The organism is Bradyrhizobium sp. Bra64 (genome assembly GCF_024519875.1).
Classification (GTDB): Bacteria; Pseudomonadota; Alphaproteobacteria; order Rhizobiales; family Xanthobacteraceae; genus Bradyrhizobium; species Bradyrhizobium japonicum_G.
Genome location: NZ_JALJRD010000010.1, coordinates 168,896 through 195,116, shown reverse-complemented (window position 1 = coordinate 195,116; position 26,221 = coordinate 168,896). Strand labels below are relative to the sequence as shown.

28 protein-coding genes are annotated in these 26,221 nt (G+C 65.3%); 11 read left to right on the top strand and 17 right to left on the bottom strand.

Going from position 1 to position 26,221, the window contains the following annotated elements; translation table 11 throughout:
• Positions 1 to 27 precede the first annotated feature (27 nt).
• Together NR187_RS25740 and NR187_RS25735 are read left to right on the top strand one after the other, a co-directional pair.
• Positions 28 to 606 carry an HdeD family acid-resistance protein gene (locus tag NR187_RS25740; RefSeq protein ID WP_211385699.1) on the top strand — a complete coding sequence of 193 codons (579 nt, stop codon included), beginning with the start codon at positions 28 to 30 and terminating at the stop codon, positions 604 to 606.
• Between the two features lie 235 nt (positions 607 to 841).
• Complete coding sequence (locus tag NR187_RS25735; protein WP_256808104.1) at positions 842 to 1,927, top strand: 3-deoxy-7-phosphoheptulonate synthase; 1,086 nt, start codon at positions 842 to 844, stop codon at positions 1,925 to 1,927.
• Between the two features lie 54 nt (positions 1,928 to 1,981).
• On the opposite strand, the gene NR187_RS25730 is transcribed toward NR187_RS25735, so the two are convergent.
• The 3 genes from NR187_RS25730 to epmA are packed head-to-tail and all read right to left on the bottom strand — an operon-like array spanning position 1,982 to position 4,434.
• Positions 1,982 to 2,233, bottom strand: a complete 252-nt coding sequence (locus NR187_RS25730) for a hypothetical protein (protein WP_256808103.1) — start codon at positions 2,231 to 2,233, stop codon at positions 1,982 to 1,984.
• Positions 2,234 to 2,278: 45 nt separating this feature from the next.
• The gene (locus NR187_RS25725; protein WP_256808102.1) at positions 2,279 to 3,373 is read right to left on the bottom strand and encodes a lysine-2,3-aminomutase-like protein; all 1,095 of its coding nucleotides are present in this window, start codon (positions 3,371 to 3,373) and stop codon (positions 2,279 to 2,281) included.
• Entirely contained in the window at positions 3,370 to 4,434 is a 1,065-nt protein-coding gene (gene epmA, locus NR187_RS25720) for an EF-P lysine aminoacylase EpmA (RefSeq protein WP_256808101.1), read from the bottom strand. Before epmA ends, NR187_RS25725 begins: the two co-directional genes overlap by 4 nt.
• A 162-nt stretch (positions 4,435 to 4,596) precedes the next feature.
• Here epmA and efp point away from each other — a divergent pair, with 162 nt between their 5' ends.
• The 3 genes from efp (at position 4,597) to NR187_RS25705 (ending at position 7,881) form a co-directional block, all read left to right on the top strand.
• Positions 4,597 to 5,163 (top strand): elongation factor P, encoded by a 567-nt coding sequence (efp, locus tag NR187_RS25715; RefSeq protein WP_028151018.1) that lies wholly within the window; start codon positions 4,597 to 4,599, stop codon positions 5,161 to 5,163.
• A gap of 46 nt (positions 5,164 to 5,209) precedes the next feature.
• Positions 5,210 to 6,811, top strand: a complete 1,602-nt coding sequence (locus NR187_RS25710) for a M23 family peptidase (protein WP_256808099.1) — start codon at positions 5,210 to 5,212, stop codon at positions 6,809 to 6,811.
• Positions 6,812 to 6,894: 83 nt separating this feature from the next.
• Positions 6,895 to 7,881: a DUF808 domain-containing protein gene (locus NR187_RS25705; protein ID WP_256808098.1), complete on the top strand. Its 987-nt coding sequence runs from the start codon at positions 6,895 to 6,897 to the stop codon at positions 7,879 to 7,881.
• A 30-nt stretch (positions 7,882 to 7,911) separates the two neighbouring features.
• Here NR187_RS25705 and NR187_RS25700 read toward each other — a convergent pair whose 3' ends face one another.
• Entirely contained in the window at positions 7,912 to 8,415 is a 504-nt protein-coding gene (locus tag NR187_RS25700; protein ID WP_211385692.1) for a cupin domain-containing protein, read from the bottom strand.
• Positions 8,416 to 8,436: 21 nt separating this feature from the next.
• On the bottom strand, positions 8,437 to 8,916 hold the full coding sequence (locus tag NR187_RS25695; protein WP_256808097.1) for a carboxymuconolactone decarboxylase family protein: 480 nt from the start codon (positions 8,914 to 8,916) through the stop codon (positions 8,437 to 8,439).
• A gap of 54 nt (positions 8,917 to 8,970) precedes the next feature.
• Here NR187_RS25695 and NR187_RS25690 point away from each other — a divergent pair, with 54 nt between their 5' ends.
• On the top strand, positions 8,971 to 9,501 hold the full coding sequence (locus tag NR187_RS25690) for a MarR family winged helix-turn-helix transcriptional regulator (RefSeq protein ID WP_256808095.1): 531 nt from the start codon (positions 8,971 to 8,973) through the stop codon (positions 9,499 to 9,501).
• Positions 9,502 to 9,535: 34 nt separating this feature from the next.
• Here NR187_RS25690 and NR187_RS25685 read toward each other — a convergent pair whose 3' ends face one another.
• The 3 genes from NR187_RS25685 to NR187_RS25675 all read right to left on the bottom strand — a co-directional run bounded on the left by NR187_RS25685 (position 9,536) and on the right by NR187_RS25675 (position 10,387).
• The gene (locus NR187_RS25685; RefSeq protein WP_211385689.1) at positions 9,536 to 9,721 is read right to left on the bottom strand and encodes a hypothetical protein; all 186 of its coding nucleotides are present in this window, start codon (positions 9,719 to 9,721) and stop codon (positions 9,536 to 9,538) included.
• An 85-nt stretch (positions 9,722 to 9,806) separates the two neighbouring features.
• Positions 9,807 to 10,058, bottom strand: a complete 252-nt coding sequence (locus NR187_RS25680; protein WP_256808093.1) for a hypothetical protein — start codon at positions 10,056 to 10,058, stop codon at positions 9,807 to 9,809.
• 74 nt (positions 10,059 to 10,132) lie between these two features.
• Positions 10,133 to 10,387, bottom strand: a complete 255-nt coding sequence (locus NR187_RS25675; RefSeq protein ID WP_027557921.1) for a hypothetical protein — start codon at positions 10,385 to 10,387, stop codon at positions 10,133 to 10,135.
• 133 nt (positions 10,388 to 10,520) lie between these two features.
• Here NR187_RS25675 and NR187_RS25670 point away from each other — a divergent pair, with 133 nt between their 5' ends.
• A complete protein-coding gene (locus tag NR187_RS25670) occupies positions 10,521 to 11,750 on the top strand; it encodes a lytic murein transglycosylase (RefSeq protein WP_256808090.1) in 1,230 nt (409 codons plus the stop codon).
• Between the two features lie 6 nt (positions 11,751 to 11,756).
• On the opposite strand, the gene NR187_RS25665 is transcribed toward NR187_RS25670, so the two are convergent.
• The 3 genes from NR187_RS25665 to recJ all read right to left on the bottom strand — a co-directional run bounded on the left by NR187_RS25665 (position 11,757) and on the right by recJ (position 15,344).
• On the bottom strand, positions 11,757 to 12,554 hold the full coding sequence (locus NR187_RS25665; RefSeq protein ID WP_256808089.1) for an aldolase: 798 nt from the start codon (positions 12,552 to 12,554) through the stop codon (positions 11,757 to 11,759).
• 108 nt (positions 12,555 to 12,662) lie between these two features.
• Positions 12,663 to 13,472 (bottom strand): SDR family NAD(P)-dependent oxidoreductase, encoded by an 810-nt coding sequence (locus NR187_RS25660; protein ID WP_256808088.1) that lies wholly within the window; start codon positions 13,470 to 13,472, stop codon positions 12,663 to 12,665.
• 30 nt (positions 13,473 to 13,502) lie between these two features.
• Positions 13,503 to 15,344: a single-stranded-DNA-specific exonuclease RecJ gene (recJ, locus tag NR187_RS25655; protein WP_211385684.1), complete on the bottom strand. Its 1,842-nt coding sequence runs from the start codon at positions 15,342 to 15,344 to the stop codon at positions 13,503 to 13,505.
• A gap of 288 nt (positions 15,345 to 15,632) precedes the next feature.
• Between recJ and NR187_RS25650 the strand changes: the two genes are divergently transcribed.
• Positions 15,633 to 16,709, top strand: coding sequence for a methyl-accepting chemotaxis protein (locus NR187_RS25650; RefSeq protein ID WP_256808087.1), 1,077 nt, complete (start codon positions 15,633 to 15,635; stop codon positions 16,707 to 16,709).
• Between the two features lie 156 nt (positions 16,710 to 16,865).
• Here NR187_RS25650 and NR187_RS25645 read toward each other — a convergent pair whose 3' ends face one another.
• Positions 16,866 to 17,852, bottom strand: coding sequence for a helix-turn-helix domain-containing protein (locus tag NR187_RS25645; RefSeq protein ID WP_256808086.1), 987 nt, complete (start codon positions 17,850 to 17,852; stop codon positions 16,866 to 16,868).
• A gap of 506 nt (positions 17,853 to 18,358) precedes the next feature.
• Here NR187_RS25645 and NR187_RS25640 point away from each other — a divergent pair.
• The 3 genes from NR187_RS25640 (at position 18,359) to NR187_RS25630 (ending at position 20,798) form a co-directional block, all read left to right on the top strand.
• Positions 18,359 to 19,372, top strand: coding sequence for a formylglycine-generating enzyme family protein (locus NR187_RS25640; RefSeq protein ID WP_256808085.1), 1,014 nt, complete (start codon positions 18,359 to 18,361; stop codon positions 19,370 to 19,372).
• A gap of 252 nt (positions 19,373 to 19,624) precedes the next feature.
• Entirely contained in the window at positions 19,625 to 20,389 is a 765-nt protein-coding gene (locus NR187_RS25635) for an SDR family oxidoreductase (RefSeq protein ID WP_256808083.1), read from the top strand.
• Complete coding sequence (locus tag NR187_RS25630; RefSeq protein ID WP_211385673.1) at positions 20,382 to 20,798, top strand: cupin domain-containing protein; 417 nt, start codon at positions 20,382 to 20,384, stop codon at positions 20,796 to 20,798. Before NR187_RS25635 ends, NR187_RS25630 begins: the two co-directional genes overlap by 8 nt.
• A gap of 7 nt (positions 20,799 to 20,805) precedes the next feature.
• Here the strand turns inward: NR187_RS25630 and NR187_RS25625 are convergent, their stop codons facing one another.
• The 5 genes from NR187_RS25625 to NR187_RS25605 are packed head-to-tail and all read right to left on the bottom strand — an operon-like array spanning position 20,806 to position 26,213.
• Positions 20,806 to 21,810, bottom strand: coding sequence for a 4-hydroxythreonine-4-phosphate dehydrogenase PdxA (locus tag NR187_RS25625; protein ID WP_256808080.1), 1,005 nt, complete (start codon positions 21,808 to 21,810; stop codon positions 20,806 to 20,808).
• A complete protein-coding gene (locus tag NR187_RS25620) occupies positions 21,807 to 23,357 on the bottom strand; it encodes a tripartite tricarboxylate transporter permease (protein WP_211385671.1) in 1,551 nt (516 codons plus the stop codon). The genes NR187_RS25625 and NR187_RS25620 overlap by 4 nt, the downstream gene beginning before the upstream one ends.
• An 11-nt stretch (positions 23,358 to 23,368) precedes the next feature.
• Positions 23,369 to 23,851 carry a tripartite tricarboxylate transporter TctB family protein gene (locus tag NR187_RS25615; RefSeq protein ID WP_256808076.1) on the bottom strand — a complete coding sequence of 161 codons (483 nt, stop codon included), beginning with the start codon at positions 23,849 to 23,851 and terminating at the stop codon, positions 23,369 to 23,371.
• Between the two features lie 55 nt (positions 23,852 to 23,906).
• Positions 23,907 to 24,899, bottom strand: coding sequence for a tripartite tricarboxylate transporter substrate binding protein (locus NR187_RS25610; RefSeq protein WP_256808075.1), 993 nt, complete (start codon positions 24,897 to 24,899; stop codon positions 23,907 to 23,909).
• Positions 24,900 to 24,953: 54 nt separating this feature from the next.
• Complete coding sequence (locus tag NR187_RS25605; protein WP_256808074.1) at positions 24,954 to 26,213, bottom strand: CaiB/BaiF CoA-transferase family protein; 1,260 nt, start codon at positions 26,211 to 26,213, stop codon at positions 24,954 to 24,956.
• Positions 26,214 to 26,221: the final 8 nt, after the last annotated feature.

Below are 26,221 nucleotides of genomic sequence, written 5' to 3'. Positions count from 1 at the left end.
ACACGCCATTCGAACTGGAGCTTAGCGATGACATCGCCCGAGGATCTTTCACGGCTGCAATCCGCCATGAGTCAAACGGTGAAAGCGCATTGGAAAGCCTTCCTGTTCGAAGGTATCCTGCTTGTCGTGCTCGGCGTTGCCGCACTGATCCTGCCGCCGCTCGCAAGTCTCGCCATCGCGATCTTCCTCGGCTGGATGTTCCTGATCAGCGGCATCGGCGGATTGATCGTCACCTATTGGGCGCGCAGCACGCCGGGCTTCTGGTGGTCGCTGATCTCGGCCGCGCTGGCCGTGCTCGCCGGCATGCTGCTGCTGGCGCGGCCGATGCAGGCCGTGCTGACCCTGACCATCGTGCTCGGCGCCTACTTCCTCGCCGAGGGCGTCACGACCATCATGTATGCGCTGGAGCACCGCCGCGAGCTGAGCGGCCGCTGGTCATGGCTGCTGATCTCTGGCCTCGTCGACATCGCGATCTCGTTCATGGTGATCACGGGCCTGCCGAGCTCGGCGGAATGGGCGATCGGCGTCCTCGTCGGTATCAACCTGCTGTTCGGCGGCGCCACGCTGATCGGCATGGCGCTGGCGGCACGCAACAGCAACACCTGAGGGGCCTTGCGGCGCCGTTCGCGTTTTGGGGGGTGACAACCCGCCAATGGCGCGCTATATGGCGTTCCATGATCACCCTCGTCACCAGCTATTTTTGGTACTTTAGCTACGACAGCTCGCTGGCGGCAGGAGGATCGCGCTCAATCTGAAACATTGCAGCAAACGTCCGAACAAGCCGCCAGACCTGGCGGCTTTTTTATTGGCCGGCAGGTTCTCACAAAGACAGGAGCCCGCCGTGCTGAGCACGACCGACGATCTTCGTATCCGCGAACTGAAAGAGCTGAGCACGCCGGATGAGGTGATGCGGGAAGTCCCGCGCACACTCACCGCGACGCGCGTGGTGATGGCGGCGCGCAACGCCATCCACGCCATCCTCAACGGCCAGGACGACCGGCTTCTGGTCGTCGTCGGTCCCTGCTCGGTGCATGATCCCAAGGCCGCGCTCGAATATGCCGAGCGCCTCGCGAGCTTGCGTGAAGAGCTCGCCGACCAGCTCGAGATCGTGATGCGGGTCTATTTCGAGAAGCCGCGCACCACGGTCGGCTGGAAGGGCCTGATCAACGACCCCGATCTCGACGGCAGCTTCGACATCAACAAGGGCCTGCGGCTGGCGCGCAACGTGCTTTCGGCGGTCAACAATCTCGGCCTGCCCGCCGGCACCGAGTTCCTCGACATGACCACGCCGCAATACATCGCCGACCTCGTGTCCTGGGCCGCGATCGGCGCGCGCACGACCGAGAGCCAGATCCATCGCGAACTGGCCTCGGGGCTGTCCTGCCCGGTCGGCTTCAAGAACGGCACCGACGGCAATGTGCGGATTGCGGCGGACGCGGTGAAGTCGGCCTCGCATCCGCATCATTTCATGGCGGTGACCAAGCTGGGACGCTCGGCGATCGCCTCGACCGCGGGCAACGAGGATTGCCACATCATCCTGCGCGGCGGCGGCCAGCCGAACTATGACGCGACAAGCGTCGCGGCAGCCTGCAACGAGCTGGCGAAAGCCGGTGTCGCGCCGCTGGTGATGGTGGATGCGAGCCACGCCAATTCGAGCAAGAAGCCGGAAAACCAGCCGCTTGTGACGGCCGACATCGCCGGGCAGATCGCCGGCGGCGAGAACCGCATCATGGGCGTAATGATCGAGAGCAATCTCGTCGCCGGCCGCCAGGACGTCGTGCCGGGCAAGCCGCTCACCTACGGCCAGAGCATCACGGACGGATGCATCGACTGGGCGACAACGGCAACCGTGCTCGAGCAACTCGCCGACGCGGTCGAGGTCCGGCGCAACGCGCAGCGCGCGGGGCTGCACGAGCGCACGGCGTAAGCCTGCCAGACGCGGGCGGGGCGAGCTGTCGCGCCCTGCCCGCTGCTCCGGTGTCTAGCAGCCGCGGCAGATGCTCTTGATCTTCTTGTCGAGCGCCTGGTTTTCCTTGCTGAGGGGATCGTTGGGGTCGCTCAGGTTCTTCTCACTTGGCACGTCGCCGGCCCGCGGCTGACGATGTCCGACCGGTGCAGGCGGCGGTGAACCTGCCGACTGTCCCGACGTGGTCGATCCCTTGCTGCCGGTCTGCGCGAAGCCCGCGCCGCCGAACACCACCACGAGCGACAGTGCCAGGATGATGCTTCTCATTTTGCTCCTCCATTCCTCAAACCGGCGTCCTTCCAATCCAACCGCTCAGGTCTCGGGTGGATAGAGATGAACGTCGCCGCAATAATCCACGATACGATAGCGCGTTTCCGATGCCGCATCACCCGCATCAAGTGCGGTATTTTGCACCGGCAACACGTAATTCGGCCCGACCGGCGATTTGCCGGCCCCGCCGGGAATGTCGATGACATAGTCGGGCTGACACAGTCCTGACACCCGTCCGCGCAGCTGCCGCATCAAGTCCTGCCCCTCGGCGAGCGTCGTTCGCAGATGCGCAGTGCCCGGCGCAAGATCGCCATGATGCAGATAATAGGGCTTGATCCGGGATTCGACGAAAGCTCGCATCAAATCCGACAAGGCGGCGACGCTGTCATTGACGCCGCGCAAAAGCACGGACTGGCTCACCATGGGAATTCCGGCGTCGACCAGCCGCGCGCACGCGGCGCGCGCTGGCCCCGTCAGCTCGCGCGCATGGTTGGCATGCAGCGCCACCCAGGTGGTCGCACCCTCGACCTTCAATGCCGCGACCATGTCGTCGCTGATGCGCGCGGGATCGGCCACAGGTACGCGGGTGTGAAGGCGGATGATCTTGACATGATCGATCGCGGCAAGATCGGCCATGATCTCGCTCATCCTCCGCGGCGACAGCATCAAGGGGTCGCCGCCGGTCAGGATCACCTCCCAGATCTCGCTGTGCGCGCGGATGTAGTCGATCGCGGCGCGATAGGCGCTGTCCGAGAGCGCATTCTCCTTGCCGGGTCCGACCATCTCGCGGCGGAAGCAGAAGCGGCAATAGACTGCGCAGACATGAACGAGCTTGAACAGAACGCGGTCGGGATAGCGATGCACGATGCCGGGAACGGGCGAGTACGGACGATCGCCGATCGGATCGGCGTTCTCGCCGGCCTGCATCTCCAGCTCCGCGGCCGTCGGAACGAACTGCCGCGCGATGGGATCGTCGGGATCGGACGTATCGATCAAATCGGCCAGCGCCGGCGTGATCGCCACCGCATAGCGCGCGGCAACGCGCTCGAGTGCCGGCAGCGCCGTGGCGGGCGCCAGTTGCGCGGCTACGAGTTCGGCCGGCTCGCGCAAGGTGCGTGCAAGATTGGTCTTCGTCATGTCTCACTTAACGTTTCATTTGAAGGCGGCGTCCAGACCACCTGATCAATTCGCGATGCGCCGCTCGCCAGCATCACCAGCCGGTCGAAGCCGAGCGCGACTCCGCTTGCGTCCGGCATTGCCGCGACCGCGGCAAGAAAGTCCTCGTCCAGCGGATAGGCTTCGCCGTAGCGACGCTGCTTCTCCGCCATGGATTCGGTGAAGCGCTTGCGCTGCTCCTCGGCGTCGGTCAGCTCGCCAAAGCCGTTGGCGAGCTCGACGCCGCAGGCATAGATCTCAAACCGCTCGGCAACGCGGGCATCGCCGGCCTTCACCCGCGCCAGCGCCGCCTCCGGAGATGGGTATTCGAACAGGATGGTCAAACGGCCCTGCCCCAGATGCGGCTCGACATGCTCGACCAAGACCTTGCTGAAAATGTCCGACCAGGTGTCGTCCGCGGCCACGCGGACCTTGCCGGCGGCCGCCTGGGCAAGCGCGGTGCGGTCGCCCTCGCCGCCGGAAATCGTCGCAAGCAGGTCGATCCCGGCGAACTGCTCGAAGGCGCCTGCGACAGTCACAAGCTCCGGCTCGGCGAAGGGATCGGCCGTCCGGCCGCGGAAATCGAAGGTGCCGATGCCGGTCGCCTGCGCGGCACGGGCGATGACGACGACGCAGTCGGCCATGATGGCGTCATAGGGGGCGCCGGCCCGGTACCATTCCAGCATGGTGAACTCGGGCAGGTGCAGGTCGCCGCGCTCACGGTCGCGGAACACCCGGGCAAACTCGAAAATCCGCTCCTCCCCGGCTGCCAGCAGCTTCTTGCAGGCAAATTCGGGCGAGGTCCTCAAATAGCGGCGGGCGCGACTGCCGTCGGGCCGCATGATCTCCGTCCGGGGGGCGTGCAGGTGGGTCTCGTTGCCCGGAGAGACCTGGAGGACGGAGGTTTCGACCTCGATGAAGCCCTGCTCAGCGAAAAAGCCCCGTAGAGCCCCGGTAATGGCCCCTCGTGCCTGCAGGAAAGGCCGCCGGTCGAGGTGGCGCCCGGGCGACCAGAATGGCGAGATCGGCTTGTCCCCAGCCATTAGCCGACCTCTCCGTGGGACAGCAAAGTGCTGGCTTCCATCGGCAAAATCAGTATGTTGCGGCCCGAAACGGGCACCGAGGTCCGATTTGAGACCCCGAGTCCCCCATCGATTTGACCACGTCCTGGCCGGAGCCGGGCCAAGCAAGCAGGAAATATAGCTTTGAGAGTCATCGCCAGTTCTATTCGCAAGGGCAACGTGATCGAGCAAGACGGCAAGCTTTATGTCGTCGTGAGCGCCGAGAACATCCATCCCGGCAAGGGCACCCCGGTCAGCCAGATCGAAATGCGCCGAATCTCGGACGGGGTAAAGATCTCCGAGCGCTACAAGACCACCGACCAGGTCGAAAAGGCCACGATCGAAGAGCGCAACTTCACCTTCCTCTATGAAGACGGTGACGGCTACCACTTCATGAACCCGGAGACCTACGACCAGGTCCAGGTCTCCAAGGACGTGGTCGGCGACGCGGCCTCCTATCTTCAACCGGACATGACCGTCAAGCTGTCGACCCACGACGTCAACGTCGTCTCGCTCGCGCTGCCGCAGCGCGTGACACTGGAAGTGGTCGAGACCGAGCCGGTGACCAAGGGCCAGACCGCCTCGTCGTCGTACAAGCCCGCGGTGCTCTCCAATGGTATCCGCACCACCGTGCCGCCGCACATCGCGGTCGGCACCCGCATCGTGGTGATGACCGAAGACGGCTCCTACTCCGAACGCGCCAAGGACTGACGGGGAAAAGCGCGATCACAACGGGCAGCGCCGGGGGGCGAGACAAGTGGTTGGGAAGGGTTTCCGCTTCGTCTTGCTGGCCCTGGCGTCGCTTTCGCTCCTCGGCACCACTCGACTTGCTGCGGATGAATTTCGCAGCCCCTCGCTCACGGCCCTGCGCGTCGACTGGCGCGCGGCGCTTGACCAGCTTCGCAGCGAAATCAACGGCCATCGCGGGGTCGCGGCCGATTTCATCTTCGCGCCCCGCCGTTCGGTGCCGCGCTACGATCCGCGGGCGACGCCTGCGCTGGTGCAGCTCAACGCGGTCTCCTCCCAATTCTTCACCGGCATCGCCAGCAGCTCCGTGCCGGTGCTCCTGCCGTTCGACGCCGCCGCGTATCTCGAGGCGCAACGCAGCGGCGCGCCCGCGACCCCTACGTTGTCGCGCTACCAGGCTGACTTCAATCCCGTCGACATGTTCGATGCCGGCCGTGCCGGCTACAGCGCGACTTTCTCGTTCGAACCCGGTGCCGGCGACGGCATGCCGAGCCGGGTGTTCGCCAGGCCGGTCGAGGTACAGATCACCGGATCGGCGCTCGTCTACGACATAGCCGATCCCTCGGGCGGCAAAGGCGAGCTGGTCAAACCGCTCGCAGCGCTTTACCCGGACCTGCGCAAGTTCATCCGGGAAGGTTATGTGCGCTACGCTTTCACCCGGTTCGGCGTGGCCTATGTGGTGTCGATCCAATGCCTCGACAGCGTCGCCAAGCCGCGCCGGCTCGCCTGCAAGGAAGCCTATCCGGTCGCCGAGCGCTTCCTGAAGGCACTGCGCATGGCGGGCGGCCAGCGCATGCGGTCGCTGACGGACATCGCTTCCAGCATTCTCGATCGTCCTGCGGCGCGTTCGGCGGACTTCACCTACCGGCCGAGCGGCGACATCATCCCGAACACCGGCTATCGCAAGCAGGGCGGTCATCCCGACGTGATGGCCTATGCCCAGATCCGCTTTCCGCTCGAGAAGGCGCCTGCGTTCGTTCGCTCGCAATCCTACGCCAAGCGCGACAAGATGGAGAGCACGACCGCCTATCCCTGGCGCGACAATTTCTGCGAATCCCGCAGTTTCGAGGTCTGGCAATGCGGCGGCGGCTACGGCCATCAGGGCGAGGACATCCGCGCCGCCGAGTGCCCGGCACCCGGTGAAGGCCGCGAGGCCTGCGATCCCAAGCAGCGTGCCGTCGTCGCCGTGCGCGACGCGAGGGTCATTCGCGCCTTGAAGGACCAGGCCGCGACGCTTCAAGTCAACAGCCGGACCGAGCACATTCGCTTCCGCTACATGCACATGAACCCGCAGGCGATGAACGCCGACGGCCTGCTCAACGGCCGCATCGTATGGGAAGGCGAGAAGATCGGCGTGGTCTCGAACTATCTCGACCATCCCGCCGGCACCTCGATGCACCTGCATTTCGACGTGCAGGTGTTCACCCGCGACGGCTGGATCTGGGTCAGCCCCTACGTGACTCTGGTCTCGGCCTACGAGCGCCTGATCCGCGGCCGCGGCCGCGAGATCGGCCCGGAGATCGCGGGGGCTCCGCAGCCGGTCGCACATGCGCTGCCGGAGGACGTGATCAAGCCGGATCTGCGCGAAGGATCGGGCGCCGAGGAGAATTGACGGCTTGTGCGTTCCAATGCCGGGCAGTGCCAAAGCGTGTTGTCGCACACACCGCCGGCTCGAAGGCATAAGGAACAGGTTTGATGAGTGTCGGACTGATTGGTCTCCTCGACGATATCGCGGCGATTGCAAAGGTGGCAGCAGCCTCGCTCGACGATGTAGCGAGCCAGGCGGCCAAGGCGGGAACAAAGGCGGCTGGCGTGGTCATCGATGACACAGCCGTCACGCCGAACTACGTGATCGGCTTTGCCTCGAAACGCGAACTGCCGATCGTGGCTAAGATTGCGGTTGGGTCGTTGCGCAATAAATTGCTGATCCTGCTACCCATTGCCCTCTTGCTTGGTTATTTGCTCCCCGCCGCGGTCACGCCGCTACTTATGCTGGGCGGGGCCTTTCTCTGCTACGAGGCTGCTGAGAAGGTGCTCGAAGCCGTGATGCCGCATCATGCGCGCCACCGCGAAGCTCAGCTCCAGCCGACCGCGTTGAATGCGCGGTCGGTCGAGGACGAGAAGGTCGCGAGCGCCATCAAGACGGATTTCATCCTGTCGGCGGAGATCATGGCGATCACGCTGGCGGCCATCCCGGCGGGCAGCATCTGGACGCAGGCGCTCGTGCTGGCGCTCGTCGCCATTTTCATCACAGTTGGAGTCTACGGCGTGGTCGCCCTGATCGTGAAGGCGGACGATGTCGGCGTAGCGCTTGCGCGGTATGGCGGCGCCTCGTTCATTGGCAGCGCAATCCGCTTGCTTGGACGTGTGCTCGTCAGCGGCATGCCCACCCTCCTGGCGGTGCTGAGCACCATCGGCACGGCCGCCATGATCTGGGTCGGCGGCGGCATCATCCTGCACGGCATCGAACAATACGGCCCAACCGTGGTCGGCCACACGGTCCATACCGCGACCGAGGCTGCCGCGCATGTCCTTCCCTCCATTGCCGGCATCGCCGAATGGTTGGTCGAGGCAGCCATCTCAGGCGTCGTTGGACTCATTGTCGGCGCAGTCGTGATTCCGGTCGTCGAATACGGTCTTTCACCACTATGGCAACGGTTGAAGCCATCGCGGCCGACCTGAATAACGGCGGTTTCGGATTGCGAGTGCCAGCTACTCCAGATACGTCGTCAGCTGCGCGCCCTCGTCCGCCACGAACACCGCGATCAATTCTGCCGGCTCCGTGGCGCTGGCATTGGCCGAGACCAGATGCGTCGCGCCCGGCGGCTCGAAGAAGGACTGGCCGACGCCGAACGTCTCGACCGGGCCGCCGCCGAGTTGGGAGCGGATCTCGCCCTTGGTGACGTAGGCGGTCACCGAGCCGGCGTGACGATGCGGCCGCGAAAAGCCGCCGGGACCATAGAAAACACGCACGATTGTGACGCGCTTGCCCGGCACGTTCGGCAATGCGTAGGAGCCGATCGGCTCGACCTTGTCGAGCGGCGAACTCTCGGCGGCCGTCGCGCACAGCGGCGCGAGCGCGCCGGATACGGCGTCCATCGTCACCGGCAACACCTTGCCGGTCGCAAGCGCGCAGGCGAGCCCGCCGGCGACGGCCAGAGCCATCGAGCGCGATCGCACCAGGCGTTGCGTGGTGCTCAAACTCATTGTTGTCATGACGACCTCCCCTCGCCGCGATCAGGATGCCGCGGCATTCGTTGCGACAGGCCGCTTCGCCGGGGTCCAGCGATACGCCGCGCCAAAACGGTTCCAGACGTTGATCGAGGCAACTGCCGAGGTCAGGTACATCAGCTCCGCCTCGGAGAATTCGCGGCTCGCTTCAGCGTAAACCTCATCGCTGACGCCGTCGGGAAGCAAAGTGAGCGCCTCGGCCCAGGCCAGCGCAGCGCGCTCGCGCACGGAAAAGACCGGCGCCTCGCGCCAGACCGCGACCAGATTGAGCTTGTCCGCGGGCACTCCGATCCGCTCCGACAGCAGGATGTGATGCTGCAGGCAAAAGGCGCAGCCGTTGATCTGCGAGGCGCGCAGCTTGACGAGCTCGATGAGCTGCTTGTCGAGGCCTGCCTTGGCCGCCACCTGACCGAGCGCCAGCACCAGCTCATACGCATCGGGCGCGATCTTCCTGAAATCCTCGTATTCGCTGCGGGCGTTTGGCATTGCCGACGACCTCGTCTTAATGTAAGAGCACTTATATTGTATAAGAGCCCTTACATGCCCCGCAAGTCAACCGACATCACAAAATCGCAAGCCGTGCGGAAGAGGCCCGCACCTGCCGCCAACGGAGCGGTGCACATCCCCGCTCCCGGCGAAGGCAAGCGCGGCGAGCAGGGTTATCTCGGCTATCTGCTGCGACAGGCCCATGCCGCGGTCCGCCTGACGACCGAGCGGACGCTCGCCGATCTCGGCGTGACGTCGCCGCAATTCGCCGTGCTGACGATGCTGAATGCCTATCCCGGCCTGTCGGGGGCGGACGTCGCCCGCCTCACCTTCCTGACGCCGCAGACCGTCGGCGTCATCATACGAAATCTCGAACGCGACGGCGCGATTCTGATGACGCCTCATCCCGTCCACGGCCGCATCCAGCAATGGACGCTGACGCCGCGCGGCGCGACGCTGTTGAAGGCGTGCCGGGAACGGGTGATGGTGCTGGAGAAGCGCCTCGTGAAGGGCCTGGACACGAAGGCGGAGACCGCGATCCGGCGCTGGCTCGCAGGCATCGCGGCCGACCTGCAGGAGGACTAACGGGCAGCAAGACGAACGGAGCAGTGCTCGCCGCTCAGTCGCCGCCTCCTCCGTCCCCGCCGCCATCGCATCCGCCGGCATCCGAGAAGTCGCCGCCCGCGCCACCGTCACCGTTGATGCCCCGGCCATAGTTCTCGACGAGGATCATCAGGATCACGACGAAAAGCCCGGCCCCGAACGGCCAGGGATTGGCACGGATGATGTCGAACAGCTCCCGCATACGCGTATTCTGCACAGACGGAAGCGAACCGACCGTAAAGTGACAGGCCTAAATTTGGGGATATCCGGCCATGTGCAAGGACGACCTACCCCTCTTCCAACGCTTTCTTAACCGCGCCGTCGGGCCAGTTATCGCCCGCCGCGATCACCCGCACGCGGGTTTGATCGGCGGCATTCACCAGCACATGCGAACAGATCTCTTCGCTGCTCTGCCTCAAATGCAGATCGGTTTCGGGCTTCCAGCTCAGCGTGGTCGCGATATCACCGGGAAAAATCTGCCACTGCGATCCGTCGTCGAGTTGGACGACATGGCTCTCCGCATGCGCACGTATCTTCATTCCACCCCGAATGCTCGGTGACCAGACTGCGGCGGAAAACGGGCCCCGGCGCCACGGCCGGGGCCCTCGCTACATCAGTCGTTGTCGTGATGAATCACGGTCTTGCTGCGATTGCCGAATTCGTCTTCCTTCTTGATCACCGTGGTGCGGTCGGCAGGCGCCCGCTCCTTGATGACGGTGGTACGGTCGCGATCGCGATCGCGGTATTCGTGGGACTGCCCGACGGTCACGCCGGCGCCGACCGGGCCGACGTGAACGCCGACTTCATCGGCGAACGCAGGCGCGGCAATGGCCGTGACCATGGCGGCGGCAAACAGATATTTTCTCATGTCTCATCCTCCAGTGTGTGCGGAGGGAATGCCGGACTGCGACACTTTGTTCCTGCCGATGAGCACGGATGCCTCCTGTTCCCAGTTCCAGGAACCGGCTCACAGGCGCCATGTTTCCCGCTAGGATGCCTCCATGAAACAAGCTGATTCCTCATCCCATCGCAGCCGCCGCGCCCTGCTTCGATCGTCACTCGGCGCAGCCGCACTCATCGCGCTCCCGACGTGCATCCTCGCCGCCCCTCCGGGCTTCGATGAATGGCGCGAGGGCTTTCGCGCACGCGCCATGGCGAAGGGCATTTCGGCCGCGACCTGGCAGCGCGCGATGGCGCGTGTCGAACCCGACATGAGCGTCTTCAAGCAGATGCGCAACCAGCCGGAATTCCACGAGCAGGTCTGGCAATACATCAATCGCCGCGTCTCCGACTGGCGCATCATCAACGGCAAGATCGCACTGAAGAACAACGAGGCGCTGCTCGCGCGGATCGAACGCGATTTCGGCGTCGAGCGTGGCACGCTGCTGGCGCTGTGGGGCGTCGAATCCGCCTATGGCGATCCGCTGGTGCAGCAGAACCACATGACGCCGGTGTTTCCCTCGCTCGCCGCGCTGGCCTGGAATGAGCCGCGCCGCAAGGCCTATTGGGAGACCGAGCTGATCAACGCGCTGCGCATCGTCGACAAGGGCTGGAGCACGCCGGAGCAGATGCAGGGATCCTGGGCCGGCGCGATGGGGCATTCGCAATGGATGCCCGAGGTCTGGCTCAATGTCGGCATCGACTATGACGGCGACGGCAAGGTGTCGCCGTTCGGCAAGCCGGACGATGCGCTGGGATCAACCGCAAAATATCTCGTCAACCGCGGCAAATGGCACCGCGGCGAGCACTGGGGCTATGAGGTGCGCGCCTCCGGCGAGACGAGCGGCAGCCGGACCTATGCGGCATGGCAGGCGGCCGGTGTCACCCGCGCCGACGGCCAGCCGTTTCCGCAACCAAACGCATCCGCGCAGCTGTGGACACCTGTTGCGGGCGGGCCGTCCTTCCTGCTGGGACCGAATTTCAATGCAGTGAAGAGCTACAATCCCTCGATGAACTACGCGCTGGCGATCTGCCATCTCGGCGACCGTTGCCTGGGCGCGCCGCCCTTCATCCAGCCCTTCCCCGGCTCCGAGCGCGCGCTGACGCTCGCGGAGGTGCAGGAGATGCAGACGCGTCTGACCAAGGCCGGATTCGACACCGGCGGCACCGACGGCCGCGTCGGCAACGACACCATGAAGGCGATCAAGGATTTTCAGCATCGCGCCGGCATCGCGCCCGCCGACGGTTATGGCGGGCTGAAGGTGCTCGCGAAGCTGCGGCAGGGGTCGTAACTCGCCTCAGTGCCGGTACTGCGGCTCCTCCGCGTCGAGCTGGCGGCGGATCGCGGCAAGATGCAGCCGCGCGGATTCGGAATCGCCTTCGCGCATCTGCCTGTAGGTTTCGGCCGCAATTGCAGGATCGACCGGCAGCACCTTTCGTCCCGTCGACATCGCCAGCACCTGCACCTCGGCGGCGCGCTCGAGGTAGTAGAGATCGTCCCAGGCCTCCGCGATGGTCGGCGCCAGCACCATGACGCCGTGATGCTTCATGAAGACGATGTCGGCATCGCCAACGGCCGAGGCGATGCGCGCGCCCTCGCGGTTGTCGAGCGCCAGACCGTTATAGTCGCGGTCCACCACCGTGCGGCCATAGAACTTCAGCGCGGTCTGGCCAGCCCAGATCAGCGGATCGCCCTCGGTCATCGACAGCGCCGTCGCATGGGGCATGTGGGTGTGGAAGGCGACCCTGGCGCGCGGCAGCCGCTTGTGCATCTCGGCGTGGATGTAGAACGCGGTTGCCTCGGGCACGCCCTCGCCGTCGAGCACGTTGCCGTGGAAGTCGCAGATCAGCAGCTTTGACGCCGTCAGCTCGCGGAAGGCATAGCCGTAGGGATTGACCAGGAAGAGATCGTCATGGCCAGGCACCACGGCCGAGAAGTGGTTGCAGATGCCCTCTTCAAACCCGTTGCGCGCAGCCATGCGGAAGCAGGCGGCGAGATCCTCACGCGCGCTGCGGATCGCATCGGTGGCGAGGTCCGGCCGGTTCGAGCGAAACGGAGTCGGTGTGGATGATGAAGAGTGAAGGCTGTGCGCCATGGCGAAGGACACCTTTGTCGGTCGGGAGCTGCCCGCGTTGTACAGGGCCGACGCCTGCGCGTCAGCCCCTGCGGGCGCCACCCTGCCCTTCGCGACCTGCGCAGCGGCTCATTGCCGCCGTGACACGGCGCCGGCGTTCATGCCGCCGTCGATGACGAGCTCGCTGCCGGTAACGTAGCGCGAGGCATCGGAGGCCAGATACAGGACGCCACTGGCGATCTCCCCAGCCTGGCCGGCACGGCCGAGCGGCGTTGCGACCTTGGCTCGCTCCTCCGGATCGATCGGCGCGTTCTGGCCCGCGCCGGTCGCGCCGGTCGGGATCTTGCCCCAGATCGGCGTGTCGATGATGCCGGGATGCACGGAGTTGACGCGGATGCCGTCGCCCGCGGCGGCGCACTCCATCGCGATCGATTTGGCGAACAGCCGCACGCCCCCCTTGGTGGCCGAATACGCTGACAGCCCTGCCGCGCCGCGCAGGCCCGCCAGCGAGGACATCATGACGATCGACCCGCCGCCGCTCTTGCGCATCAATGGCAGGCAATGCTTGACGGAGAGAAACACGCCGTCGAGGTTGATCGCGTTCTGCTTGCGCCAGTCAGAGAGCGTCATGTCGACGATCGAAGGCACGGCAATGCCGATGCCGGCATTGGAGACCATGATGTCGAGCCGGCCGTAGCGCTTCGCGATCTCGGCCGTGACCTCGATCCAGCGCTCCTCGCTGGTGACGTCCTGCTCCAGGAAGATCGCCTTGCCGCCGGCCTTGGTGATGCGCCTGGCGAGCTCGGGACCGCGCAGCTCGTCGATGTCGGTGGCAATGACGGTGGCGCCCTCGCGCGCGAACAGCTCGACGATGGCCTCGCCGATGCCCGAGGCGCCGCCGGTCACCAGCGCCACTTTCCCCTCAACCTGCCCTACCATGTTCACTCCCTTTTTTGTTTTTTACCGGGCCTATCTAATCATGGATGGTCCCTGGTCGGGTAGCGCGACGTCGATGACGCGGAATTGTACCCGCTCGGCACCCTGGTAGCGATCGACCGACAGCGATCCCGCGACATGCAATTGCTGGCCGCGATTGGCCACGAGCGCATTGCCGAGCTTCTGGCCGACCGAGCGGAACGCGATGCCGTTGACGACGGCGCCGTCGCCCGACTTGAAACGCAGGCGCAGATGCGCCTGGCCCACTTCGTCGGCGTAGACGAGCTGATGCGCCGGCAGCGCCAGCACGGCTTCCGGATTGCCGCTGCCGAAGGGACCGGCGCGATTGAGCGTGGTCGCCAGCTCCGTCGTCACCGCGCGCGCGGAGACCGCGCCGTCGATGTAGAGCTCGTTGACGTGGCGTGCCTCGGCGACGTCGCGGGCCAGTGCATTTTCGAGATAGGCGCGAAACTCGGCGAGCTTTTCCTTCCGCAGCGTCACGCCCGCAGCCATCGCGTGGCCGCCGCCCTTGAGCAGAATACCGTCGGTGACCGCCTGCCGCACCGCCTTGCCGATATCGACGCCCGCGATCGAGCGGCCCGAGCCGGTGCCGATGCCGCCGGGTTCGAGCGCGATGGCAAACGCGGGTCGCGAAAACTTCTCCTTCAGGCGAGAGGCGACGAGGCCGACCACGCCGGGGTGCCAGCCTTCGGAGGCCGTGACGATAACGCTGAGCTTGTCCTCCAGCCCGATCGAGGCCAGCGCCTCGGCTTCGGCCTGTGCTTCGGCCGCCTGCTCGATGACGCGGCGCTCGCTGTTGAGCCGGTCGAGTTCGGCGGCGATCCGCGCCGCTTCGACGCTGTCGCCTTCGAGCAGCAGCCGCACGCCGAGGTCGGCGCGGCCGATGCGGCCGCCGGCATTGACGCGCGGCCCCAGCATGAAGCCGAGATGCCAGGCCTCCGGCGGGCCATTGAGCCGCGCCACGTCCATTAGCGCGGTGTGGCCGACATGGTCGCGCCGCCGCATCGCGATCAGCCCCTTGGCCACGAAGGCGCGGTTGAGTCCGATCAGCGGCGCGACGTCGGCGACGGTGCCGAGCGCGACGTGATGCAGCATGCCGAGCAGATCGGGCTCGGGCATCTGCGCATTCCAGAAGCCGCGCTGGCGCAATTCACGATTGACCGCGACCAGGGTCACCAGCACGAGGCCGACGGCGGCGAGATGGCCGAGGCCCGAGAGATCGTCGAGCCGGTTCGGATTGACCAGCGCGTCGACCTCCGGCAGCTCCGTGCCGGCCTGATGGTGGTCGATCACGACGACGGACATGCCGATCCGCTTGGCCTCAGCGAGCGGATCTATGCTGGTGGTGCCGCAATCGACGGTGACGAGCAGCGTGGCGCCCTTCGCGGCCAGGCCACGCACGGCTTCGCTATTCGGGCCATAACCCTCGAAGATGCGATCGGGGATGTGGATCAGCGGATCGAGCCCGCAATGGCGCAGATGCCAGGCCAGCAGCGCGGCCGAGGTGGCGCCGTCGACATCGTAATCGCCGAAGATTGCGACCTTCTCGCCGTTGGCTGCGGCATCCGCGATCCGCTTGGCGGCAGCTTCCATCTCCGTCACCGTGAACGGGTCCGGCAGCAGCTTGCGGATGGTGGGATCGAGGAAATCGGCGACGGCGTCGATATCGACACCACGGCCCGCCAGCACCCGGGCCAGCAGTTCGGGCAGCTGGTGCCGCTGCACGATGGCGAGCGCCTTGGCGGCGCCGCGCGCATCCAGCCGGTCGCGCCAGAGCTTGTCGGTGAGCGAACGCGCGACCCCCAGGAACGCCTGGGGCGCTTCGACGGGCAAGGCGGTGGCGGGCGGCGTCATGACGGGCGGCAATCTGTTGAAAACTCGAGGCTTGGGCGATCACGCTAGGCGCCCGGTCACTGGCTTAGGAGGATTGGCCGGGAAACCCCCGCCATTTGCAACGGCCCGGGGACACAAAGCGGTGGATGGCCGGCCGGCAGGCCGGAGTGACTATCATTTAGGCATTCCGCCGAATAGCAAATTAAGCAGGCGTTAGGCGGAATCTTCGAAAAAGAATCGTATTCGATCTGTAAGCGATTGTTCCGGGTTCATTGCAGATCAGGCCTCATTGCCAAGGGAAGTCCCCCGATGTCTGCTGCGCTGGGTCTGAAAGCCAAGCCGATCACTACCGAACCCGATGATGACGATTCCGATATCTCGGCTCTGATCAACCGCCTCACCGCGGAGGTCAACCAGATCGCGGTCGACAAGACCAAGTCGATCCAGCAGATCACCAACCAGATGAAGATGCTGGCGCTCAATGCGCTGATCGAAAGCTCGCGCGCCGGCGCCCAAGGCGCGGGCTTTGCGGTGGTGGCGCAGGAGGTGCGCGGCGTCGGCCAGCAGGTCGAGACCATCGCACGCGAGCTCGAAACCCAGCTGACCAAACGCACCGGCGATCTCGTCGCCTCGATCGACCGCATGAGCCAGCGCTCGCGCGGCGAGCGCATGGTCGACCTGTCGCTCAACGCCATCGAGCTGATCGACCGCAACCTCTATGAACGCACCTGCGACGTGCGCTGGTGGGCGACCGATTCCGCCGTGGTCGATTGCGCGGCCTCGCCGAGCGCGGCCGCCGTCTCCCATGCCTCGCAGCGTCTCGGCGTGATCCTCGCGGCCTACACCGTCTATCTCGACCTCTGGCTCTGCGACCTCGACGGCAACGTCATCGCCAACGGCCGCGCCGACCGCTTTCGCGCCGTCGGCCAGAACGTCGCCCATACCAAATGGTTTCGCGAGGCGAAGGCCCTGCGCTCCGGCGACGACTATGTCGCCGGCGACGTCGAGAACCAGCCGCTCCTCGGCAATGCGCAGGTCGCGACCTATTGCGCCAGCGTCCGCGCCGGCGGCCAGGCCAACGGCGCGCCGATCGGCGTGCTCGCCATCCATTTCGACTGGGAGGCGCAGGCCCGCGCCATCGTGCAAGGCGTGCGCGTCGGCGACAGCGACAAGGCCCGCGTGCTGCTGGTCGACTCGAATTTTCGCGTGATCGCAGCCTCCGACGGCCAAGGCATCCTCAGCGAGCGCATCTCGCTCGCGCTGGACGGCCAGCGCTCCGGCTTCTACCAGGACCGTTCCGGCACGCTGGTCGCCTTCCATGCGACGCCGGGCTACGAGACCTATCGGGGCCTGGGCTGGTACGGCGTGATCGTCTGCGGGGCGTGAGACTGGGGCCAGCCGGCCTGTCCAAGACAAAACCGTGAAAACAACCCCATGCACAGTAGCTACAGGATTGTTTCCCGACGTTTTTCGTTCGCCATTTGACGCGTCGGGCAAGACAGCGGCCTCCTGCCGTCATGGCGTCGTTCGCAACCGAGAGCGCTAGGCTCTGGCGAGGTCGTTTCCAGCTGCTTGCAGTGTCGCAATTCCGAGCGTCTGCGACGGACGCTCCCCGAACATCGCAAGGTAGTATTGCGAGAACCGTCCGAGCTCGTAGAAGCCCTGCTGCATCGCGACCGCCGCCACGGTCGTCGAGCCAGGAGCGCTCTCGTGCAGGATCGAATGAACGGCGCATAGCCGCTTGTGCCTGAGGAAGCTGACCGGGCCGAGGCCGAACACCTCTTGAAAGGCGCGATGCAAGGTGCGCCGCGATACGCCCAACGCCGCACAGATCTCCGACACATGTACCGGTCGCGTGCCCGCCTCGTCCAGATACTCCTCAACCCGGCGGATCAGCCGCCTTGCCGAGGGCAGCCAGCCGCCATCGTCGGGCGGCAGTGACGACATGACGTTGGCCGCCATGCACTCGACAATCGATCGCTTCCAGAAGTCGGCGCTCGACGGCGTCAGTCCGTATTTGTTTTCGCGCAGATGCGACATGATCCGGATCAGCCGGCGCGAGGCGATCGCGCCGGTCTCGAGGTCCGCCCGGAAATGACCGCGGCTGCGCCAGCTGTCGGGATCGCTCAGCCTCGCTTCGCCACCGAACAGGGATGCGACCTCCGTGAGGTCGAAGCGCATCGCGGCGTAAGCGGATGGGCCGTGAAAGACACCGTCATGCTCGAGCAGCGGCGGAATCACGAGCACATCGTTGAGCTTCATGTCGAACGACCAATGGGCGACGCGCTCTTCGGCGGCGAGCAGCATCCCGACGATCAGCTTGTCGTCGCTGGCGACGCGCTGCGTGCGCATGCCGACGTTGAAGGCGCCGATGCTGAGCGAGAAATCGCCGATGCCGACATGGGACAACGTCCCGCGCAGCCGACCGCGGCCGAGCTGCATCACGTCGACATGCGAGCCGTGGACGGCCTGGTGAAGTCCTTCGAAACCGTCCAGCTTGCGCGAATCAACCAGAAGGAATTGCCCCATGGCTGTACCCTGTTACTGAAGCGCGACAATTCTGCGGCAGGCGGCAGCCAAATACCACCACAACGCGAAGCGGGTACGACAAGCTGACTTCGCATTTCGAGGCAAACACTGTCGAAATCCGGCAGGTAAAATTCACTGCATTGCATCGCAATTCCGTGGGTCTTTGGCGATGGGTCGTTAAGTCTCACCCATTGCCCCTGCGTACTGGCACAAACTGCACATCACAACCGGCCAATCTTCCGATACCGTTTTCAACCTCAGCGAGATCGATCGAAAGCGCTCTGCGGATGGCGGAGCGCAGGCGGCAGGGATTTGCCGCGTGCACAAACTCGTGCGCGCGATAGGAAAATGACACTGACGCAATGAAGCGTCGTGCTCTCCTCCGAGCGCCAAAAAAGAGGGGACCAGACAATGCGTCCAACATACCAGGCAATGGGCCGTCTCCAGCCTCTGCCAAAATCTTCGCCGTAGCGTCAGGTGGAAACGCGAGTATCGGAGTTTCCACCATGCTGCGGGCGGATCTGGATCACTGCGAATGGTTGCCGGATGACGTGAAGACCGGCGAAATGGTCTTCATTCCCGGCGGAACCTTTCGCATGGGATCCGACCATCATTATCCCGAGGAGGCGCCGAGTCATCGCGTCGCTGTCGACGGCTTCTGGATCGACCGTACGCCCATCACCAACCGGCAGTTCAAGCAGTTCGTCAACGCGACCGGTCATGTGACCGAGGCGCAAATCGTTCCCGATCCCAGGGACTACCCCGGCGCACTGAAGGAGATGCTGTACGCGGGATCGCTGGTGTTCTCGCCGCTGCCGCGCATCACCGATCTCGCCGACTGGAGCCAGTGGTGGACTTTCCTGCGCGGCGCCAACTGGCGCCATCCCTATGGTCCCGGCAGCAACATCAAGGACCTCGACGACCATCCCGTCGTCCACGTCTCCTTCAGCGATGCGGCAGCGTATGCGCGCTGGGCCGGCAAGGACCTGCCGACGGAGGCGGAATGGGAGTTCGCCGCGCGCGGCGGCCTGGAGGCGGAGGAGTTCGCCTGGGGCGACGTGCTGATGCCGGGTGGCAAGCACATGGCCAATATCTGGCAGGGAAACTTTCCCGTCCAGAATCTCGGCGAGGATGGGTATGAGCGTACCTCGCCGGTCATGGCCTTCCCGCCGAACGCTTACGGCCTCTACGACATGATCGGCAATGTCTGGGAATGGACCTCCGACTGGTGGTCGGCGAGGCATCAGGTCGACACTGCGAAGCCCTGCTGCATCCCGAAGAACCCTCGCGGCGGGCGCGAGAGCGCAAGCTACGACCCTGCCCTGCCCGACGTCCGGATTCCCCGCAAGGTCCTCAAGGGCGGCTCGCATCTCTGCGCGCCGAACTATTGCCGCCGTTATCGCCCCGCCGCGCGCCATGCCGAACCGGTGGATACCTCGACCAGCCATGTCGGATTCCGCTGCGTGGTGCGAATGCCGATTGGTGCCGAACGCCAACAAGAAGGACGTACTGCAACCTAGGGAGCATCCATGGCGGATGCCGGTGTCAGCGGCGCGCTCCGCGCGTCGGACTATTTCGATACGCAGCTTTACCTATCGGTCGTTGGATGAAGATCATTCGGCTACGTCTTGAGCATTTTCCGGCAAGGCACGGCGGTTACAGGCAAGAGCCTGCCCCATTTCCTGGGTAAGAGTCGCGCCGCATCACTTTCGCGACGCGCGGCGCGTCGACCCTGAGAAGCTCGCGCCCGCAACGTGCCGAGGAGATAGGCCATGAAGATTGTCGTAATCGGCGGGACCGGCTTGATCGGGTCCAAGCTCGTGGCGAAGCTCAACGACCGCGGCCACGAGGCCGTGGCCGCCTCGCCGAAATCGGGCGTGAACGCCGTCACCGGCGAAGGCCTGGCAGCAGCGCTGAAGGGCGCCGACGTTGTCGTCGATGTTGCCAACGCCCCGTCCTGGGAGCCCGCCGCCGTGCTCGATTTCTTCCAGCGTTCGAGCAAGAACCTCGCCGCGGCCGAGGCGGCAGCGGCCGTGAAACATCACGTGGCGCTGTCGATCGTCGGGACCGAACGGTCGCCAGACAATTCCTATTTTCGCGCCAAGCTGGCGCAGGAGACGATCATCAAGTCGTCTCCGGTCCCCTACTCGATCGTCCGCGCCACGCAATTTTTCGAATTCCTCGGCGCCATTGCGGAGACGGGGTTGAGCGGCAGCAGGATCGTCGTCCCGTCGGCACTGTTCCAGCCGATCGCGGCCGAGGACGTCGCCGAGCGCCTCGCGGAGGTCGCAACGGACCAGCCCCTCAACGGCACGATCGATATCGCGGGGCCCGAGAAGGCGCCCTTTAACGAATTTATCGCACGCCGCCTGATGGCCTCCGGCGACGCCCGCCCGGTGGTGGGCGATGCGAACGCGCCCTATTACGGCGCGCTCATTGACGACACCTCGCTGAACCCGCTCGGCGAGGCGCGGCTCGGGAAAATCCCGCTCGCCACCTGGCTCGCGAACCTCCGAGAAGGACATCCCCATGCGTAGATTGATGATCGCAACGGCTGTCTATGCCGCCTCTGTCCTGGCCGCCCATGCGGCCGAGCCGGCAGCCCCCTTGGCAAAGGTGTCGGTCGTATTCGACCAGCCGCTGCCCAATGTCCCGGGCAAGAGCATGAAGGGCGTGCTGGTCGAGTATGGTCCTGGAGGCTCCTCGCCGGCCCACATTCATGCGCCCTCGGCCTTCATCTATGCCACGGTGCTGGAAGGCGCGATCCGCAGCCAGGTCAATGACGGTCCTGCCAAGGTCTTTCGCAAGGGAGAGAACTTTTCCGAACGGCCGGGCGATCGCCATGCCGTCAGCGCCAATGCCAGCGATACCGAGCCTGCGAAGCTGCTGGCCGTGTTCGTGGTGGATACCGCCGACAAGGAGCTGACGATGCCTCTCCCGAAGTAGCGCCAGATTACGTGGCGCGACGCGCCGCCATTCCCGCCGCGAGCAACACCGCGGCGCGGCTGGCGCCGATCGACGCGATGCCCTGGCCTGCGATGTCGTAGGCGGTGCCGTGCGCGGGCGTGCAGATCGGGAAAGGGAAGCCGCCGAGCAAGGTCACGCCGCGATCGAAGCCCATCAGCTTCATCGCGATCTGGCCCTGGTCGTGATACATCGTCAGCACCGCATCGAAGGCGCCGCCCTTGGCACGCAGGAACACCGTGTCGGCGGGAAACGGTCCCTCGACGGCGATGTCCTCGCGCTGGCCGGCCACGACCACCGGCGCGATGATGTCGATCTCTTCGCGGCCGAAATTACCGCCATCGCCGGCGTGCGGATTGAGCCCGGCGACCGCGATCCGCGGCCGCGCGAAACCGGCGTTGCGCATGCAGGCGTCCGTCAGCTTGAGCGCACGGAGGATGCGCTCGCCGGACAGCGTTGCGGCGACATCCCTCAGCGGAATGTGCGAGGTGACACGCGCATTCCAGAGATCGCCGAGCACGTTGAATTCGCTTGCGGGGGTCTTCAATCCGGCCACCTCCGCGGAGAACGCGATCTCGTCGTCATAGCCGGCGCGGGCGAGCCGCATCGCCTGCTTGTTGAACGGCGTGAAGCAGACCGCATCGGCGCGTGCGTCGCGACCAAGCTCGAGCGCGTGCTTGTAATTGGCCATGGCGAATTGTCCACCGGCAAGGGTCGCAGCTTTCGGTTCGACGTCCCCGGGATCGAGATGACCGAGATCGACGAACAACGCCTCCGCCCTCGCCGCCCGAAGGTCGGCCCCCTGCTCCACCATGGTCAGCTCCGGCTTGACGCCGGCGACGCGCGCGCCTTCGTCGAAGATCCGGCGGTCACCGATCACGACGATCCGGCAGCGGGCACGAATATCGTCCTGCACCACCAGCTTCGCGGTCAGCTCCGGGCTGATGCCGGCGGGGTCTCCCATCGCCAGTGCAATGAGCGGCTTTGTGGTCATATGGTCACCTTCTGCCGAGCTGTCGCTTGGGTTGTCGTCTCATCGGTGGACGGCGCGGGCTTGCGAAACAGATGCGCAAGCTGCAGCACCAGCGGAAGCAGCAACAGCGCGATCCCGGCCACCACCAGGCACGTCACCAGCTTGTTCGCAAAGAAGATCCCGAGCGACCCCCTGGACATCAGCATCGATTGCCGGAAGGCGTCCTCGGCCTTGTCGCCGATGACGATCGCGAGCACGAGCGGCGCCAGCGGATAGAACAGCTTCTTGAAGAGATAGCCGACGATCCCGAAGCCGAGCATCATGACGACGTCGAGATAAGAGTTCGACACCGAATAGGCGCCGACGACGCAGATGATCACGATCAGGGGCGCGATGATCACGAACGGAATCCGCATCAGGGCGGCAAAGACCGGCACGGTCAGCAGCACCAGCGCCACCGCGACGATGTTGCCGACATACATCGAGGCGATCAGGCCCCAGACGAAGTCCTTCTGGTCGACGAACAGCATCGGCCCGGGATTGAGGCCCCAGATCATCAGCCCGCCCATCATGACGGCCGCGGTGGCCGAGCCGGGAATGCCGAGCGAGAGCATCGGCAGCAATGCGCTGGTGCCGGCGGCATGATCGGCGGTCTCGGGCGAGATGATGCCCTCGACCTCTCCGGTGCCGAAATAGCGGCCGCGGCGCGAGAAGCGGCGGGCGATGCCATAGCTCATGAAGGACGCGGCGGTCGGGCCGCCCGGCGTGATCCCCATCCAGCACCCGATCGCGGCGCTGCGCAGCAAGGCAATGCTGTGCCGCGGCAGGCGGCCGACCGCGCGAAACACCTCGCGCCAATCGATCTTCGAGGAGACCGCGCGGGCGTGAAACTCCTCCTCGACAGCAACCAGCAGCTCGCCGATGCCGAACAGGCCCATCACGGCGACGACGAAGTTCACGCCCTTGACCAGTTCATCGACGCCCATGGTGAGACGAACGCTGCCGGACACGGTGTCGATGCCGATCGCTGCGATGGCAAAGCCGATCGCCAGCGCCACGACGGTCTTGATCGGCGCGCCGCCGCCCATGCCGACAAAGCTCGCAAAGGCCAGGAAATAGACGGCAAAATACTCCGCCGGCCCGAAGGCAAGCGCGACCTGCGCCACCCAGGATGCGAGGAAGGTGATCAGGATGACGCCAACCAGCGCGCCGAACGCCGCCGAGCCGAACGCGGTGGCGAGCGCCGTCGTCGGCCGGCCGTCGCGGGCCATCGGGTAGCCGTCGAAGGTGGTCGCGACGGAGGACGGCTCGCCGGGAATATTGAACAGGATTGAGGTGACGGAGCCGCCGAACAGCGCGCCCCAGTACATGCAGGAGAGCAGGATGATCGCCGACACCGGCTGCATGCCGAAGGTCAGCGGCAGCAGCAGTGACACTCCGTTCGGCGCACCCAGCCCCGGCAGCACGCCGACGAGGATGCCGAGCAGCACGCCGACCACCATCAGCGCCAGATGCGGCAGCGTGACCGCGATGGTGAAGCCGTGCAGAAGTTCCCCGAGATTGTCCATCGCGCGCTCCGTCAGTACCCGAACGCGGCGGCGAGCGCGCCGTGCGGCAACGACACCTGAAACATGCGCTCGAACACGACGTAGAGCGCGAGCGCCGTCGCCGCCGCCATAGCCAGCGCACGGGGTACGGATTGGTGCCTGGGGATTGCCAGCACCGCGAAGACATAGAGGGCGGAGGCGACGTACATCCCCGCCAGCGGGATCGCCGCAACGAAGATCGCGGCCGGTACGAACAGGCCGGCAATCCGGCGCAACTCGATCGGCGTGATCGCGATCGGAACATGCGCCAATGTCGTGACCGGCAGCATGCCCCGCACCAGATTGTAGAGACTGCCGACAACGATGATGATCCCGGTCAGGAACGGGAACGTGCCGGAATCGACGCCCGCACTCGACCAGCCGATACCGTTGTCGAGGCTCTGCACGACGACAGCGACACCGAAGCCGCCGGTGAGAACGGCGGTCGCCAGTTCGAGAGCGCGGCGCGATATCATCAGCGGCTCCAACCTAACGCGAGATGACGGGATCTCATGGCCTGGCAGGGCCGGCTCACTTGATGAGCCAACCCTGCTCGGCCGCAACCTGCTTGAGGTGCTCGAGATCGTCCTTGATGAACTTGTCGAGCTCAGCGCCGGTCAGGAACGTATCGACCTGCGAAGTCTTCTCGATGTAGTCCTTCCATTCCGGCGTCGCCTGCACCTTCTTCATGAGATCGACATAGAACGCGGCCTGGTCCGGCGTGACCTTGCCGGGCAGCCACACCGTGCGCGGCTGCTCATATTGCTTGATATCGAGCCCCTGCTCGGCACAGGTCGGAACGTCGCTCCAGCCTTCGGTCGCGGTGACCTTGGGACCCTTCGGAAGCCGCTTCGGGCTGAAAACGCAAAGCGGTCGCTGCGTGCCGCCGCGCCATTGCCCGAGGCTTTCGCTCGGATTATTGACGTGGGAGTCGAGATGTCCGCCGGCAAGCTGCACGGCGGTCTCGGCGCCGCTCTTGAAGGGGATGTAGGTCAGCTTCACGTGACCGGTCTTTTCGATCATGCGGGTCAGGACCTCATCGGTGTCCTTTGACTGTGCCCCGCCCATCTTGAATTCGCCCGATGCGGCCGCCTTCAGATAATCCCCTGCCGTCTTGTAGGGGGCATCCTGCTTGACCCAGAGCAGGAACTCGTCCTGCGCCATCGCCGCGACCGGGGTGAGATCGGTGTAATTGAAGGCGACCTTGGAGACGAGCGGCTGCTGCCAGGCGTTCGACGTTCCGAAGATCACCTTGTAGGGATCGCCGGCGGACGCCTTGCCGTAGACATAGCCTTCGGCGCCGCTGCCGCCGCCCTTGTTGACGACGACGATGGGCTGCTCCGTCAGCTTGTACTTGGTGATGATGTTCTGCACGGCGCGGGCGATATTGTCGGTGCCGCCGCCCGGCCCGGCAGTGGCCACGAACTCGATCGGCTTTTGCGGCTGCCAGGCCGAGAGCGCCGGCATCGTGCCGGCGAGCATCGCTGCGGCCGCGGAGAGTAGAAGTGTTGACGTCCGACCCATGATTTCCTCCAGCTTTTTTATGTTTTGTCTTGTCTTTGTCGTAGCGATGTCCGGTCAGGCGACGCGTTCCTCGCGCCGGTCTGGGGCCAGAACGATTGCGCCTTCTTTTGCGAGCGCATCGATCTGCGTCTGGTCGAACCCGTATTCGGTCAGCACCTCGCCTGTATGCTCACCGTAGAGCGGCGCGCCGATGCGCACTTTGCCTGGGGTCTCCGAAAATTTGACGGGCAGTCCGATGGTCTTCACCGGGCCGAGCGTGGAGTGCTCGACCTCGACGACCATCTCGCGTGCCAGCGTCTGCGGATCGCTCAGCGCCTCCAGCATGTCGTGGACGGGGCCGCAGGGCACGCCCTTCTCGTCCAGCGCCGCAAGCCAATGCGCCCGCGACTTCGTGCGGAAGCGCTCGCTCAGGACCGCCTCGAGCTCCTTCAGGTTCGCCATGCGGTCGGCGCCGGTGACGAAGCGCGGATCGGATGCAAGCTCGCTCGCACCCAGCGCTTCCAGCATCAACAGCCAGTGCTTCTTGTTGGCGCCGCCGACCACGAGCCAGCCATCGGAGGCCTCGAAGGCCTGATAAGGCGCGTTGAGCGGATGAGCCGAGCCCATCGCGCGCGGCGCGGTGCCCGCGGCCAACGCGATGGTCGACTGCCAGTAGGTCTGCACCAGAGCTGCTTCAAAAAGCGAGGTCTCGACCCACTGCCCTTCGCCGGTCTTGAGACGATGCGTGTAGGCAGCGAGGATGCCCATGCTCGCGAGCAGCCCGGCAGTGATGTCGGACAGCGGCGGGCCGCATTTGACGGGCGGGCCGTCAGGACGCTCGCCGGTAAAGCTCATGATACCGCTCATGGCCTGGGCGACGAGATCGAATCCCCGGCGGTGCTTGTAGGGACCAGTGCGGCCAAAGCCCGACAGCGAGCAGTAGATCAGCGCCGGGAATTTTGCGTGCAGCGCCTCGTAGCCGAAGCCGAGGCGCTCCATCGCGCCCGGCGCAAAGTTCTCGACCAGCACGTCGGCGCCCGCGATCAGCCGCCGCAGCACCTGTTTGCCGCCCTCGGTCTTGAGATCGAGCACAATGCCGCGCTTGTTGCGGTTCATCATCAGGAAGGAGGCCGCCTCGTCGCCGATCTTCGGCGGCACTGAATGGCGGGTGTCGTCGCCATTCGGCCATTTCTCGATCTTGATGACATCGGCGCCCATGTCCGCGAGCATCAAGGTGCAGGTCGGCCCTGCCATGACATGGGTGAGATCGATGACCTTGAGGCCGGCCAGCGGCCCCGAACGGCCGGAGTTCGATTGCGAACGATCGCTCTGCATCGGCCCGT

Bases quoted from the DNA above. Each gene is read 5' to 3' on its own strand.
- NR187_RS25740 (WP_211385699.1), top strand. From the start codon at position 28: ATGACATCGCCCGAGGATCTTTCACGGCTGCAATCCGCCATGAGTCAA.
- NR187_RS25730 (WP_256808103.1), bottom strand. From the start codon at position 2,233: ATGAGAAGCATCATCCTGGCACTGTCGCTCGTGGTGGTGTTCGGCGGC.
- NR187_RS25725 (WP_256808102.1), bottom strand. From the start codon at position 3,373: ATGACGAAGACCAATCTTGCACGCACCTTGCGCGAGCCGGCCGAACTC.
- epmA (WP_256808101.1), bottom strand. From the start codon at position 4,434: ATGGCTGGGGACAAGCCGATCTCGCCATTCTGGTCGCCCGGGCGCCAC.
- NR187_RS25705 (WP_256808098.1), top strand. From the start codon at position 6,895: ATGAGTGTCGGACTGATTGGTCTCCTCGACGATATCGCGGCGATTGCA.
- NR187_RS25700 (WP_211385692.1), bottom strand. From the start codon at position 8,415: ATGACAACAATGAGTTTGAGCACCACGCAACGCCTGGTGCGATCGCGC.
- NR187_RS25695 (WP_256808097.1), bottom strand. From the start codon at position 8,916: ATGCCAAACGCCCGCAGCGAATACGAGGATTTCAGGAAGATCGCGCCC.
- NR187_RS25690 (WP_256808095.1), top strand. From the start codon at position 8,971: ATGCCCCGCAAGTCAACCGACATCACAAAATCGCAAGCCGTGCGGAAG.
- NR187_RS25685 (WP_211385689.1), bottom strand. From the start codon at position 9,721: ATGCGGGAGCTGTTCGACATCATCCGTGCCAATCCCTGGCCGTTCGGG.
- NR187_RS25680 (WP_256808093.1), bottom strand. From the start codon at position 10,058: ATGAAGATACGTGCGCATGCGGAGAGCCATGTCGTCCAACTCGACGAC.
- NR187_RS25675 (WP_027557921.1), bottom strand. From the start codon at position 10,387: ATGAGAAAATATCTGTTTGCCGCCGCCATGGTCACGGCCATTGCCGCG.
- NR187_RS25670 (WP_256808090.1), top strand. From the start codon at position 10,521: ATGAAACAAGCTGATTCCTCATCCCATCGCAGCCGCCGCGCCCTGCTT.
- NR187_RS25665 (WP_256808089.1), bottom strand. From the start codon at position 12,554: ATGGCGCACAGCCTTCACTCTTCATCATCCACACCGACTCCGTTTCGC.
- NR187_RS25660 (WP_256808088.1), bottom strand. From the start codon at position 13,472: ATGGTAGGGCAGGTTGAGGGGAAAGTGGCGCTGGTGACCGGCGGCGCC.
- recJ (WP_211385684.1), bottom strand. From the start codon at position 15,344: ATGACGCCGCCCGCCACCGCCTTGCCCGTCGAAGCGCCCCAGGCGTTC.
- NR187_RS25650 (WP_256808087.1), top strand. From the start codon at position 15,633: ATGTCTGCTGCGCTGGGTCTGAAAGCCAAGCCGATCACTACCGAACCC.
- NR187_RS25645 (WP_256808086.1), bottom strand. From the start codon at position 17,852: ATGGGGCAATTCCTTCTGGTTGATTCGCGCAAGCTGGACGGTTTCGAA.
- NR187_RS25640 (WP_256808085.1), top strand. From the start codon at position 18,359: ATGCTGCGGGCGGATCTGGATCACTGCGAATGGTTGCCGGATGACGTG.
- NR187_RS25635 (WP_256808083.1), top strand. From the start codon at position 19,625: ATGAAGATTGTCGTAATCGGCGGGACCGGCTTGATCGGGTCCAAGCTC.
- NR187_RS25630 (WP_211385673.1), top strand. From the start codon at position 20,382: ATGCGTAGATTGATGATCGCAACGGCTGTCTATGCCGCCTCTGTCCTG.
- NR187_RS25625 (WP_256808080.1), bottom strand. From the start codon at position 21,810: ATGACCACAAAGCCGCTCATTGCACTGGCGATGGGAGACCCCGCCGGC.
- NR187_RS25620 (WP_211385671.1), bottom strand. From the start codon at position 23,357: ATGGACAATCTCGGGGAACTTCTGCACGGCTTCACCATCGCGGTCACG.
- NR187_RS25615 (WP_256808076.1), bottom strand. From the start codon at position 23,851: ATGATATCGCGCCGCGCTCTCGAACTGGCGACCGCCGTTCTCACCGGC.
- NR187_RS25610 (WP_256808075.1), bottom strand. From the start codon at position 24,899: ATGGGTCGGACGTCAACACTTCTACTCTCCGCGGCCGCAGCGATGCTC.
- NR187_RS25605 (WP_256808074.1), bottom strand. From the start codon at position 26,213: ATGCAGAGCGATCGTTCGCAATCGAACTCCGGCCGTTCGGGGCCGCTG.